Annotated in this window: 13 protein-coding genes; 6 read left to right on the top strand and 7 right to left on the bottom strand. The window is 63.4% G+C overall.

The genetic code is table 11. The annotated features are described in order from the left end of the window. Nucleotides 1-6: 6 nt before the first annotated feature. From ACVC5H_RS16490 to ACVC5H_RS16480, 3 genes are all read right to left on the bottom strand, one after another. The gene (locus ACVC5H_RS16490; protein ID WP_489618886.1) at nucleotides 7-534 is read right to left on the bottom strand and encodes an FUSC family protein; all 528 of its coding nucleotides are present in this window, start codon (nucleotides 532-534) and stop codon (nucleotides 7-9) included. A gap of 136 nt (nucleotides 535-670) precedes the next feature. After that, on the bottom strand, nucleotides 671-2581 hold the full coding sequence (gene htpG / locus ACVC5H_RS16485; protein ID WP_489618885.1) for a molecular chaperone HtpG: 1911 nt from the start codon (nucleotides 2579-2581) through the stop codon (nucleotides 671-673). 160 nt (nucleotides 2582-2741) lie between these two features. After that, complete coding sequence (locus ACVC5H_RS16480; protein WP_489618884.1) at nucleotides 2742-4238, bottom strand: aminotransferase-like domain-containing protein; 1497 nt, start codon at nucleotides 4236-4238, stop codon at nucleotides 2742-2744. Between the two features lie 166 nt (nucleotides 4239-4404). Here ACVC5H_RS16480 and ACVC5H_RS16475 point away from each other — a divergent pair, with 166 nt between their 5' ends. The 5 genes from ACVC5H_RS16475 to ACVC5H_RS16455 all read left to right on the top strand — a co-directional run bounded on the left by ACVC5H_RS16475 (nucleotide 4405) and on the right by ACVC5H_RS16455 (nucleotide 9035). Further along, nucleotides 4405-5499, top strand: coding sequence for a threonine dehydratase (locus tag ACVC5H_RS16475; RefSeq protein WP_489618883.1), 1095 nt, complete (start codon nucleotides 4405-4407; stop codon nucleotides 5497-5499). Next, the gene (locus ACVC5H_RS16470; protein ID WP_489618882.1) at nucleotides 5496-6095 is read left to right on the top strand and encodes a LysE family translocator; all 600 of its coding nucleotides are present in this window, start codon (nucleotides 5496-5498) and stop codon (nucleotides 6093-6095) included. The genes ACVC5H_RS16475 and ACVC5H_RS16470 overlap by 4 nt, the downstream gene beginning before the upstream one ends. Nucleotides 6096-6174: 79 nt before the next feature. Further along, nucleotides 6175-7101: a DMT family transporter gene (locus ACVC5H_RS16465; protein ID WP_489618881.1), complete on the top strand. Its 927-nt coding sequence runs from the start codon at nucleotides 6175-6177 to the stop codon at nucleotides 7099-7101. A 195-nt stretch (nucleotides 7102-7296) separates the two neighbouring features. Continuing rightward, nucleotides 7297-7755: a RidA family protein gene (locus ACVC5H_RS16460; protein WP_013233815.1), complete on the top strand. Its 459-nt coding sequence runs from the start codon at nucleotides 7297-7299 to the stop codon at nucleotides 7753-7755. Nucleotides 7756-7838: 83 nt separating this feature from the next. Next, nucleotides 7839-9035 carry an aminotransferase-like domain-containing protein gene (locus ACVC5H_RS16455; RefSeq protein ID WP_489618880.1) on the top strand — a complete coding sequence of 399 codons (1197 nt, stop codon included), beginning with the start codon at nucleotides 7839-7841 and terminating at the stop codon, nucleotides 9033-9035. A gap of 91 nt (nucleotides 9036-9126) precedes the next feature. On the opposite strand, the gene ACVC5H_RS16450 is transcribed toward ACVC5H_RS16455, so the two are convergent. From ACVC5H_RS16450 to ACVC5H_RS16435, 4 genes are all read right to left on the bottom strand, one after another. Beyond that, a complete protein-coding gene (locus ACVC5H_RS16450; RefSeq protein WP_489618879.1) occupies nucleotides 9127-9624 on the bottom strand; it encodes a GNAT family N-acetyltransferase in 498 nt (165 codons plus the stop codon). Continuing rightward, nucleotides 9575-9895: a type II toxin-antitoxin system TacA family antitoxin gene (locus tag ACVC5H_RS16445; protein ID WP_489618878.1), complete on the bottom strand. Its 321-nt coding sequence runs from the start codon at nucleotides 9893-9895 to the stop codon at nucleotides 9575-9577. Before ACVC5H_RS16445 ends, ACVC5H_RS16450 begins: the two co-directional genes overlap by 50 nt. 217 nt (nucleotides 9896-10112) lie before the next feature. After that, nucleotides 10113-11243, bottom strand: a complete 1131-nt coding sequence (locus tag ACVC5H_RS16440) for an MBL fold metallo-hydrolase (RefSeq protein WP_489618877.1) — start codon at nucleotides 11241-11243, stop codon at nucleotides 10113-10115. 96 nt (nucleotides 11244-11339) lie between these two features. Continuing rightward, complete coding sequence (locus ACVC5H_RS16435; protein ID WP_489618876.1) at nucleotides 11340-11723, bottom strand: tautomerase family protein; 384 nt, start codon at nucleotides 11721-11723, stop codon at nucleotides 11340-11342. A 162-nt stretch (nucleotides 11724-11885) separates the two neighbouring features. On the opposite strand from ACVC5H_RS16435, the gene ACVC5H_RS16430 reads away from it, so the two are divergent. Continuing rightward, nucleotides 11886-12731: a LysR family transcriptional regulator gene (locus ACVC5H_RS16430; protein WP_489618875.1), complete on the top strand. Its 846-nt coding sequence runs from the start codon at nucleotides 11886-11888 to the stop codon at nucleotides 12729-12731. Nucleotides 12732-12733 lie beyond the last annotated feature (2 nt).

Here is a 12733-nt window from a genome sequence, read left to right as displayed (position 1 = left end):
CTGATTTCAGGAATTGCCCGTCGCATCGCCACCTGCCGGCTTGCGCATCCTCAGCCACCACATGTAGACCACCGTCTGCAACAGCGCCACCGTACTGCCGACGAGCACTTCCCCCACGCGCATGAAGGCCAGGTGCAGTTCCTCGTGCAGTCCGTTACCGGTAAAGGCCGCCGACAGCAGGATCACCACCGTGGCCGGTCCCAGGCGCCAGTTGCTGGGATAGTTCTGCAGCAGCATGGCCACCACCACCGCCGCCGTCAGCGCGGCCAGCATGGCGATGAAGGTCGGGCCGAATATCACCAGCGCAATGCAGGAGACGATGCAGCCCGAAATCGTATTGATCACCCGCGCGCGGAAATTGGCCTTGGCCACCGTCATGTCCGGCTCGGTCACGATGATGAGCGAAATCATGGCCCAGTAGGGCTCCGCGATCCCCAGCGAGCGCAAGCCGTACCACAGGATCAGGCAGCCGGAGAGAATCTTGACCAGGTAGGCCAGCGCATTCTTGCGCGGATTGATGAAGTGCAATTCCATAGGTCGATGTTAACCAGCCAGCATCATGGCTGCAAGCCGATATGAATGAAAACGCCGCCTGCGGACTCCCGGCAGGCGGCGCTCCTGCCCGCCAGGCCATCGAGGCCGGCGGGCATGCTGCAATACATGAAGAAACTTACTTCGCAGCCATGGCCAGCAGCATGTCGTTGAGACGCTTGACGAAGCTGGCCGGGTCCGCCAGGGCACCGCCTTCGGCCAGCAGGGCCTGGTCGTAGAGGATGTGCGACCAGTCGTCGAAGCGCGCTTCTTCGTACTTCAGGCGCTGCACCAGCGGGTGGTCCGGGTTGATTTCCAGGGTCGGCTTGGATTCCGGCGCAGCCTGGCCGGCGGCCTTCAACATGCGCACCAGATTGCCCGACAGCTCGTTCTCGTCGGCCACCAGGCAAGCCGGGGAATCGGTCAGGCGGAAGGTCACGCGCACCTCCTTGGCCTTGTCGCCCAGGGCGGTCTTCATCTTCTCGACCAGATCCTTGTACTCGGCCTGGGTTTCTTCGTGCTGCTTCTTTTCAGCCTCGTTTTCCAGCTTGCCCAGGTCCAGTCCGCCCTTGGCGACGGACGCCAGTTCCTTGCCCTCGAACTCGGTCAGGAAGGACAGCATCCACTCATCCACGCGGTCGGTCAGCAAGAGCACTTCCACCCCCTTCTTGCGGAAGATTTCCAGATGCGGGCTGTTCTTGGCGGCCTGCCAGGTCTCGGCGGTGACGTAGTAGATCTTGTCCTGGCCTTCCTTCATGCGGCCCACGTAATCGGTCAGCGACACGTTCTGCACGTCGCTGTCATTGTGGGTGGAAGCAAAGCGCAGCAGCTTGGCGATGCGTTCCTTGTTGGCCGCATCCTCGCCGATGCCTTCCTTCAACACCTGGCCGAACTCGGTCCAGAAGGTGGTGTACTTGTCCTTCTGCGCCTGTTCTTCGCTGTTGGCCAGCTCTTCCAGCAGGCTCAGCACGCGCTTGGCCGAACCGTCGCGGATGGCGCGCACGTCGCGGGACTCCTGCAGGATCTCGCGCGAGACGTTCAGCGGCAGGTCGGCCGAATCGATCACGCCCTTGACGAAGCGCAGGTAGACCGGCATCAGCTGCTCGGCATCGTCCATGATGAACACGCGCTTGACGTAGAGCTTGATGCCGCCGCGCTTGTTGCGGTCCCACAGGTCGAACGGGGCGCGCGCCGGGATGTAGAGCAACTGGGTATATTCGCTGCGGCCCTCCACGCGGTTGTGGGTATAGGCCAGGGGCGCGCCGAAGTCGTGCGAGACGTGCTTGTAGAACTCTTCATATTGCTCGGGCGTGATGTCCGACTTGCTGCGGGTCCACAGGGCGCTGGCCTGGTTGACCGTTTCCAGCTCGTCCTTCTGCACGGTTTCCTTCTTTTCCTCATCCCATTCTTCCTTGTTCATCAGGATGGGCAGGGAGATGTGGTCGGAATACTTGCGGATGATGGACTTGAGCTGCCACGAGGAGAGGAATTCATCTTCGCCTTCGCGCAGGTGAAGAATGATGTCGGTGCCGCGATTGGGTTTGTCGATCTGCTCGATGGAGAAATCGCCCGCGCCTTCGGATTCCCAGCGCACGCCTTCGGAAGCGGGCGTGCCGGCACGGCGCGTCTCGACCGTGATGCGGTCGGCGATGATGAAACCGGAATAGAAGCCCACGCCGAACTGGCCGATCAGGGCGGCATCCTTCTGCTGGTCGCCCGACAGGCGCGAGAAGAATTCCTTGGTGCCCGACTTGGCGATGGTGCCCAGGTGCGAGATGGCCTCGTCACGGTTCATGCCGATGCCGTTGTCGGAGATGGTGATGGTGCGCGCCGCCTTGTCGAAGCTGATCTTGATCTTCAGTTCCGGATCGTCCTCGAACAGGCTGCCATTGTTGATGGCCTCGAAGCGCAGCTTGTCGGCCGCGTCCGAGGCGTTGGAGACCAGCTCGCGCAGGAAGATTTCCTTGTTCGAATACAGCGAGTGGATCATCAATTGCAGCAGTTGCTTGACTTCGGCCTGGAAGCCCATGGTCTGTTTTTCGGATGCCATGTGGTTGTCCTTATTGAAGAAATGGATGAGTGAAATAGGCAGAGTTAATCGTCTGTGGGCAGGATATAGGGAGAGACTTGCGGTTTTTCAACCGCAATTTTTGGCGTTTTTCTTCACTTTGTGAGTTTTTTTTGAATTTGCCTGTCGCCGGGCGACGGCTTCAACCGGCCATTGCCCGTTCCAGGAAGCGCCAGATGCCGGGGTCCGACATCCCGGCCACGTTGATGCGCATGCGGGTGGAGGGCAGCTGGGCGGGGGAGAACAAGCTGCCCGGTGCCAGCAGGAAACCCTGTTCCATGGCCTCTTCGGTGAGCACGTTGGTATCGCGCCCGGTATCGACCCACAGGAACATGCCGCACGGCGGCGGATCGCCCACGTCCATGCCCAGCCGTTCGAGCTGGCGCATCACCTTGTCGCGCGCGCCGTTGAGGCGTGCACGCAGGCGCTCCGCATGCTTGCGGTAGTGCCCTTCGGAGAGCACCCGGTAAGCCACCCGTTCGCCGATCTCGCCGGTGGTCAGGGTCGAGAGCAGCTTGCGATCGGCCAGGCTGCGCGCCAGTTCGGCCGAGGTGGCGATGAAGCCCACGCGCAGGTTGGCCGAGAGCGTCTTGGAAAATCCGCCCAGGTAGATCACCCGCTGCAACTGGTCCAGCGCCGCAATGCGCGTGGCGGCCTGCACGGCGGTGCCGGGGTGCATGTCGCAATAGATGTCGTCCTCGACGATGATGAAGTCGTGCTCCTCGGCAATGCGCAGCACCTGGAAAGCCTTGGCGGCCGACAGCGAGGTCGAGGTCGGGTTGTGCAGCACCGAGTTGATCACGTACAGCTTGGGTTTGTGGATGGCTGCCAGCTCGCGCAACTGGGCGATGTCCGGGCCGTCGGCCAGGCGCGGGATGCCGACGATCTTGGCGCCCAGCGCGGCAAAGGAGCCGAACATCAGGAACCAGGCCGGATCATCCACGAAGATCACGTCGCCCGGCCGCAGGAAATGCCGCGCTACCGTATCGATGGCTTGCGTCACGCCCGTGGTCAGCACGAACTGCTCGGGAGCGGCGGCGATTTCCAGCTCGGCCAGCTTCAGCTGCAACTGCTGGCGCAGCGGCAGGAAGCCCAAGGGCGTGCCATAGCCCAGCAGCAGCGAAGGATTGTCACGGCTGATGGCGCGCAGGGCGTTGGCGATCAGTTCGCCGTCGAGCCAGTCCGGCGGCAGCAGGCCGCCACCGGGCATCTTGTGCGGCGGCATCTGGCGGAACATGTTGCGCACCAGCCAGACCACATCCAGCCCGCGCTCGGCTTCGGCCACTGCCTCGGCCTGTGCGGCCAGGTTGCCGTAGCCGTTGGCGATGGCCACCCGTTCCTTGACGTAGAAGCCCGAGCCCCGGCGCGACTCCAGATAGCCCTGGGCCACCAGCCGGTCAAAGGCTTCCACCACGGTAAAGCGCGAAATCTCGTGGGCCTCGGCAAACTGCCGGATCGAGGGCATGCGCGCACCGCCGCGCAGGAGCTTGTCGTCGATGCGCGCCCGTACGCCGCGCACGATCTGGTCCACCAGCGATTCGCCACTCTCCCGTATCAGCAGCGGCCAGCCGGGCAGGGCACTGTCGCTGGCAAGTGTCTGGGACGGGATGCTGCGCAGATGCTTGACTGTATTGGTCATTTTACCGTGACAATGTTCAAAACTATTTGGAAAAGTGTACAGGTACTGTACCGGTATTGTCGGCTAGGATGTCAGCCAGTGCAAGAATAAGTGGCCTGGCAGAAATGCGCCGGGCTGCGTCGCGATCAACGCTCTTGTTTCGCATCTTTTCGAGGAGACCACCGTCATGACCAGCCTGTCCGCCCATGCTCACCAAGCCACTCAAGCCAACTGTACTGGCCGCGATCTGCTGCCCGGCATGGACGAGATCGAACAGGCGGCCGGCATCGTCTATGCCGGCATGGCGCCGACGCCGCAACTGTGCTGGCCGCTGCTGAACCAGGCGCTGGGTGCCGAGCTCTGGGTCAAGCATGAGAACCACGCGCCGACGGGCGCCTTCAAGGTGCGCGGTGGCATGGTCTACCTGCATCATCTGGCCCGGCAGCAGCCGCAACTGTCCGGTGTGATCTCGGCCACGCGCGGCAATCATGGCCAGTCGGTCGGCCTGTCGGCGCGGCGCTTCGGCATTGCCGCCACCATCGTGGTGCCCGAAGGCAACAGCCGCGAAAAGAATGCCGCCATGCGCGCGCTGGGCGTGGAGCTGATCGAGCACGGTAGCGAATTCCAGGACAGCCGCGAACACGCACAGCGCCTGGCCGCCGAGCGGCAACTGCACATGATTCCCTCGTTCCACCGCGATCTGGTGGCCGGTGTCTCGACCTACTGGATGGAACTCTTCGCGGCCCAGCCCGGGCTGGACCTGGTGCTGGTGCCCATCGGCCAGGGCTCGGGCATGTGCGGCGCGGTCGCGGCCCGCAATGCGCTGGGCCTGAAGACCCGCATCATCGGGGTGGTCTCGGCCCATGCGCTGGCCTACAAGCTGTCCTTTGAGGCCGGCTGCAAGATCGAGGCGCCGGTCTCGACCTGCATCGCCGATGGCGTGGCCTGTCGCGTGCCGGACCAGGCTTCGCTGGAGGTGATGCTGTCCGAGGTCGATGAAGTCGTGGCCGTTACCGATGATGAAGTGATGGATGCCATGAAGCTGGCCTTCATCGCCACCCACAACGTTGCCGAAGGCGCGGGCGCCTGCGCCCTGGCGGCAGCACTGCAACTGCGGACGCGGCTGCGCGGCAAGAAGATCGGCATCACGCTCTCCGGCGGCAACGTCGATCACGACGTGTTTGCCCGCGTGCTGGCGCGCGACAGTGCCACCGCCGATGCCCTGCTGGCGCCGGCCCAGGTGCTCTCGCTGACGCCGGCGGCGCAGAGGAGAACCGCATGATCGAAGCCTTGCTGCCATTGATGTCGTTTGCCTTCGTCTCCTCCATCACGCCAGGGCCGAACAACATCATGCTGACGTCCTCGGGCATCTGGTTCGGGTTTCGCCGTTCCCTGCCGCACATGCTGGGCATCACCTTCGGCTTCGGCGTGCTGCTGGCCGTATGCGCATTCGGTATAGGCGAGCTGGTGGTGGCGGTGCCGGCCGTGGTGGTGCTGTTGAAGGCACTGGGCTGTGCCTATCTGCTCTACCTGGCCTGGCAGTTGCGCCGCATGGCCGTCGCCGGCGCGGGCGAGCGGGCGGTGCGGCCGATGTCCTTTGGGGCTGCGGCGCTGTTCCAGTTTGCCAATCCCAAGGCCTGGGTGATGGCCATTACCGGCGCCTCGGCCTTCATGCCGTTGTTGCATAAGCAGTCCGGATGGCTGGCCATCCTGATCTACTGTGCGGTGTTCTGCGCCATCAACCTGCCTTGCGTCTCGGTGTGGGCCGGTGCCGGTGCGGTCTTGCGGCGCTATCTCGAACAGCCGCGCTGGCGCCTGCTCTTTGCGGCCACCATGATCCTGCTGACGCTCTATTCGGCGCTGGCGATCTGGCTGTAAGAGAGACGAGGGCAGGGCAGGTAGCAGGAACGTATAAATCATTTATATCAATCCATCGTTTCGACGACAGGGGGCACTCATGCAGGCAGGCAGTCCACCAGGCAACTCCACGGCGCCATCCCCGGCAATCAGTCCGGTCCGCCACGAAAGCCGCGGCATGTGGCTGGGCCTGATCGGCGTGGCCGTGTTCAGCCTCACGCTGCCCTTTACCCGCATCGCCGTGGCCGAACTGAACCCGGCCTTCGTCGCCTTCGGCCGCGCGGTGGTGGCCGGGGTCTGTGCGCTGGTGCTGCTGGCCTGGATCAAGGCGCCGCGCCCGACCCGGCCACAACTGCGCGGCCTGGTCATCACGGCGCTGGGCGTGGTGGTGGGCTTCCCGCTGTTTTCCTCGATTGCGATGCGCTACGTACCGGCGGCCCATGGCGCCGTCGTGGTCGGCCTGTTGCCACTGGCGACCGCCTTGTTCGGCGCGCTGCGTTTCGGTGAGCGTCCTTCGCGGGGCTTCTGGCTGGCGGCGCTGGCCGGCTCCGGCATTGTGATCGCCTTCGCCTTGCGTGAAGGGGGCGGCAGTTTTCATCTGGCTGACTTCGCGCTCTTTGCCGCCGTCATCACCGCTGCCATGGGCTATGCCGAAGGTGGGCGGCTGGCGCAGAGCATGGGCGGGCAGAACGTGATCGCCTGGGCGCTGGTCGTGGCCTTGCCGGTCATGCTGCCGGTGTCGGTGTGGCTGGGCTGGCAGTACGGCGTGAGCGCCTCGGGCCCGGCCTGGCTGGCCTTTGGCTATGTGTCGCTGTTCTCGATGTTCATCGGCTTCTTCTTCTGGTACAAGGGGCTGGCCCTGGGCGGTATCGCCCGCGTCGGCCAGGTGCAATTGTTGCAACCCTTCATGAGCCTGCTGGGCGCCGCCGTGATCGCCCATGAAGCGCTGGATGCGAGCAACATGCTCTTCGCGCTGGCCGTGATCGTGGTGGTCGCCATTGGCCGCCGCATGGCAGTGCGCCGCTGAGCCGGGCCCGGGGAGGGGCGAAAAAGGGCGCTGACGCAGCGCTGAACGGGTTTGCGAGCCGAAATAGTTCAGCCGGCGCGGGCTAAAGCGCTGGTTTTTTGAGATAATCGAACACTTGTTTTTTCACATTTTGTCAACGCGCAACGCCCCTGCCTTCTGGCGCGCAAGCGGGCGTTGTCCAACAGGGAGTACCGCATGTCCGTCTATGAAAAGCTGAAAGCACTGAACATCGAACTGCCCGCCGTGGCCACCCCGGCAGCAGCCTATGTGATGTACGCACAAACCGGCAATACCGTCTTCCTCTCCGGCCACCTGGCCAAGAAGGATGGCAAGGTATGGGTCGGCCAGCTCGGACGCGACATCGGCACCGACGACGCCAAGCTGGCCGCACGCGCCGTGGCCGTGGACCTGATCGCCACCCTGCAGGCGGCCTGTGGCGGCGACCTGACGCGCGTCAAGCGCATCGTCAAGCTGATGAGCCTGGTCAATTCGACCGGCGAATTCACCGAGCACCACCTGGTCACCAATGGTGCCTCCGAACTGATCGGCGAAGTCTTCGGCGAGGCCGGCAAGCATGCCCGTTCCGCCTTTGGCGTGGCGCAGCTGCCCATGGGCGCCTGCGTGGAAATCGAAATGATTGCCGAGATCGCCTGATCCCTCGCCTTGCCGGCTGTTGCGGCCACAGAAGCCGCACGGCCCGAAGCACACTCACACCGAACACAGACTGAACGACCCGTATGAAACTCGAAAATCCCGCACCGCTGCAGTGGCAGTTTTCCCAGCGCGCCGAAGCCATGAAGAGCTCGGCCATCCGTGAAATCCTGAAGGTGACGATGCGTCCCGACATCACCTCCTTCGCCGGTGGCCTGCCTTCGCCGCTGACCTTCCCGGTTGAGCACATGAAGACCGCCTTCGACCGCGTGCTGAGCCAGCAAGGCAAGATGGCCCTGCAATACGGCCCCACCGATGGCTACCTGCCGCTGCGTGAATGGATCGCCGCATCGCTGTCCACCAATGGCGCACAGATCACCGCCGAACAGGTACTGATGGTGTCCGGTTCGCAGCAAGGTCTGGACCTGCTGGGCAAGGTGCTCATCGACGAAGGCAGCAAGGTGCTGGTCGAGACCCCGAGCTACCTGGGTGCGCTGCAAGCCTTCGCGCTCTATGGCGCCCAGTTCGAGTCCGTGCCCAGCGACGAGTCCGGCCTGCAACCCGAGACCATCGAAGCCATCGCCGGTGGTGCGCGCATGCTGTATTCGCTGCCCAACTTCCAGAACCCGACCGGCCGCACCCTGCCCGTCGAGCGCCGCTTCAAGCTGGTGGAAACCTGTGCCCGCCTGGGCCTGCCGCTGATCGAGGATGATCCGTATGGCGCCCTGAGCTACCAGAACGCACCGCTGCCCAAGATGCTGTCGATGAATCCTTCGGGCGTGATCTACATGGGTTCCTTCTCCAAGGTCCTGACTCCTGGCATCCGCCTGGGCTACGTGGTCGCGCCGCGTCCGCTGATCCTGAAGATGGAACAGGCCAAGCAGGCCACCGACCTGCACACGGCGCAACTGACCCAGATGGTGGTGTACGAAGCCATCAAGGACGGTTTCCTGGACCAGCACGTGCCGACCATCCGCAAGCTCTACGGCGACCAGTGCCAGGCCATGCTGGACGCGCTGCAACAGTACTTCCCGGCCAGCTGCAGCTGGAGCAAGCCGGAAGGCGGCATGTTCATCTGGGTGACCCTGCCCGAACATCTGGATGCGAGCGCGCTGTTGAACGAAGCCGTGGAACAGGAGAAGGTCGCCTTCGTTCCGGGCGCACCGTTCTACGCCAACGTGGCGCAGAAGAACACGCTGCGCCTGTCCTTCGTGACGGTGCCGCCGGAGCAGATCCGCGCCGGGGTGGAACGCCTGGGCAAGCTGATTGCGTCCAAGCTGTAATCAGGCCGGATTGGTCCACGCATGAAGTAAAGGCTGGAATCTGCAAAGCAGATCCAGCCTTTTACTTTTTGGAGATCCCGATGGGGGCGTCTCAAGTGATTTTTGACAAGGAGATGGCCAGCGTCAATGGAGAGTCCAGCATGGGTTTGAATCCGTACTGCGCATAAAAACTGGCGGCGTTGCCATCCTTGGCATCCACGAAGAGCAGCGTTCCACCGACCTGCTTGCTCGCTTCCTTGGCGCGCCATAGTGCGTCATAAAGGAGAAACTCGCCGAGCCCTCGGCCCTTCAGGGTCTGGCATATCGCCAATCGCGCCAAGGTCAATGCAGGGACTTCACGCGGCAGGCGCTTTGAAAATGCGGCGGGCAGGCCGGCAGTGGCGACCATCTGGCGGATGGCCAGTGCATAGTAGCCGTCGACGACATGAGGTGTGTGCTCCGAAGCGAGGACGAACGAACGGGAAATCCCCTTGTCCTGATGCTGCCCTGCCGTCGTGCGCAACCATTGGTTCAGCGCAGGCGTGCCGCAATCAAAGTGCTCAGTCTGATGGTGCGTCTTGTTCAGCGGTGCTACGAAGTACTCGTTCATGTCGGGCCCGATGATAACGCTCGCGCGCGCGCATCAGCTTGGCATTGGCAGGCGATGGGTCGTCAAGCAGGTTCAACAAAAATTCAGCATCTCGCGGGGTCACTGCGATGAAGCGCTCGCGGTCGATGATTTCGTTGGCCTTTTCCAGTGCGGCTTGTACCAGAAACTGGTTCATCGTCGCACCGACCAGATCGGCAGCTTCCCTCAACCTTTCTTCAACGGCCAGTGGTACCCGGGCCGTGATCCGGCCCCTTTCAACGATATCGGTCATGGTGATCTCGCTTTCTTGCGGAGAATATCCCGAGCAATATTCCCTGCCGGTGCAGGGGGGGGAAATTGCCGCCATTTTCTCGAAACAAATTTGTTCCGTTTGAAGCGGCGATGTACAGCATCATAGCACGTGGTGCCAAATTGGCACTTCGATGGTGTCAGTTTGGCGCCACTTCTTCTGCGACGCTTGAAGAGCATTGGATGCGGCCGCCCGAGTGTCACTGATCCAGCTTCAGCGTCTCCCCATGCTTGAGCGTAACGAACTGCTCCTGCGGCAACCCGGCCTCGCGCAGGGCCTTGGCCAGTTCTTTGGGAGGCTCGTCGAGCGCCTCGTCGGCCAGTTCGAACGTGCCCCAGTGGATGGCCACCGAACGCTTGGCCCGCACGTCCTCATGGATCAGCACCGCCTGGGCCGGATCGACATGCCGGTTCTGCATGAACCAGCGCGGCGCATAGGCGCCGATGGGAATGAGCGCCAGGTCGAAGCGGCCGAAGCGCTCGCCAATGTCGCGGAAGTCCTTCGAATAACCGGTGTCACCGGCGAAGTAGACCGAGAAGGGTTCGGCTTGCCCATGGGTAGCGGCCCCGGCTGCAGGCGCCTGCGCTGCCGTCTGCACCACCCAGCCACCCCAGAGCGTTTCGGAACGGTCGAAGATGCCGCGCGCCGACCAATGCACGGCCGGGACGAAATAGATGTCCAGGTTGTCCAGCACGGTCTTGTCCCACCAGTCCATTTCCTTCACGTTGGTAATGCCCAGCGCCAGGAACCAGTCGCGCACCCCCAGCGGCACCAAGAACAGCGGCGGCCCGCCTGCCTGGAGATTGAGTTGCTCCACACTGGCCTGGTCCAGGTGGTCGTAGTGGTTGTGCGAGATCACCACCACGTCGATGTGCGGCAATTCGCTGATCTGCATCGGCAGCGGCACCTTGCGCGCCGGGCCGATGAAGGAGAATGGCGAAGCCCGCTGCGAGAACATGGGATCGGTCAGCACGTTCTTGCCCCCGAGTTGCAGCAAGGCCGTGGCATGGCCGATCCAGGTCACGCTGGGTGTGTCATGGTTGGCCTTGAGCCAGGCCAGGTCGGGCTTGACGACGGGAAACCGGTAGTTGTTTTCAGGGGGCTTGGGCAAGCCCTGGGTCAGGCGCTCCCACTGCCACTTCCAGAAGGAGCCTCGCTCGGGCTGCGCATAGTTGTTGCGAAAGCCCGTCTCGGTGCGGTTGGGCTTGTTGGGATCGTAGTACTTGCCGGAGGAAGAGCAGGCGCCCAGGCCGGCCGCCAGCAGCAGAATGGCAAGGCAACGGGACAGGCGGCGCGCGTGCGGCCCGGGGCAGGATGTCGCAGGTGGCATGGAAGAGGCGCGGCAGCCGCGCAATCATTGGAATGCGCAACATCCTAGCAGTTGAGCGCACGGCATGCAGAGCAGGGCGCATGCCGGCGCCCCGGTTTAGATCACGTATTGCGCCAGCCCGCGCCCGAATGACCAGTTGCCCTTGTCGCCCTCGACCAGGCTGATCATCACGTCATCGGGGCCGATGCCGGGGTTCTGCTGCAGGCGCTCGACGATGCGCGCATAGAGCGCGTTCTTCTGCGCCTGCGTGCGCGTATTGCTGACCGTCAGCTGGATCAGCACGAAGTCATCCGTGCGCGCCATGCCCATGTAGCTGCGGCTGAAGACCAGCTCTTCCGGATCATGCTCGGTGATGACCATGAAGCGGTCATCCTCGGGCACGTTGAAACTTTCATGCAGGGCTTCATAGACGTTCTCGGCGATGGCGCTGAGATAGGCGCGGGTCTTGCCGCGCAACAGGGAAATGCGGACCAGGGGCATGAGGTTCTCCTTGCGAGGTGGATGAGGGCAGATGCGAGGAAGCGCGAAGCCTCCATGCCGTGCATGCTATGCTGGAGTGATGATTTGAAAAACCGCTGATTGATGATTTCAATGATTGAAATTCATCATCATGGATTCCTGACCGCAAGGGAGCCTCACACCATGGAAAAACCCCTGGATCTGGACACCGTTCAAGCCTTCGTGCTGGCGGCCGACCTGCAGAGTTTCACGCGCGCCGCCGAGGCGCTGGACAGCACGCAGTCCGCCGTCAGCTTCAAGCTCAAGAAACTGGAGCACCGCCTGGGCCGTCGCCTGCTGGAACGCACGCCGCGCCAAGTGCGCCTGTCGGCCGAAGGGCAGCAGTTCCTGCCGGCCGCGCGCAATCTGCTGGCCGCGCATGAACGCGCGCTGGAGCAACTGGACCAGGGGCCGGTACGGTTTTCGGTGGGCATCAGCGACCACGTGGCCGGTGCCAGTCTGCCGCGTGCGCTGGGACAGGTGCATGCGGTCGATCCTGGCGTGGTGGTGGAGGTGCGGGTGGGGTCCTCGCACGACCTGATGCCGGCCTATGAACGTGGAGAGCTGGATGCCGTCATCGTGCGCCGAGAACCCCAGGACCGGGGCGGCAAATTGGTGATGGAAGAACGCATCGGCTGGTTCGCCCATCCCGATGCGCAATGCTGGGCGGGGCCGGCCTTGCGTGTGGCGACGTTTTCCTCGGCCTGCCGCATCCGGGAACTATCCTTGCGCAGGCTTGATGCGGCCGGTATCCCCTGGGTGGAAGTGTTCGTCGGCGGCGGCATCCTGGCCGTGGGTGCGGCGGTCAGTGCCGGGCTGGCGGTATCGGCACTGCTCCATCGCAGCGCCCCGCCCGGTGCCGTGGAAGTCGGCGAACGCCTGGGCTTGCCGAGCCTGCCGCTGGCGCAGGTGAGGCTGCATTCACGGCTCAAGGAGCCGCGCATGCAGATGGCCTTGCGTACGCTGGTGGCGGCCCTGAAATCGGCCTAGGG

The organism is Herbaspirillum sp. Her3, assembly GCF_057961275.1.
The sequence above is the reverse complement of the archived record's forward strand: the minus strand, read 5'-3'. Positions and strand labels throughout refer to the sequence as shown.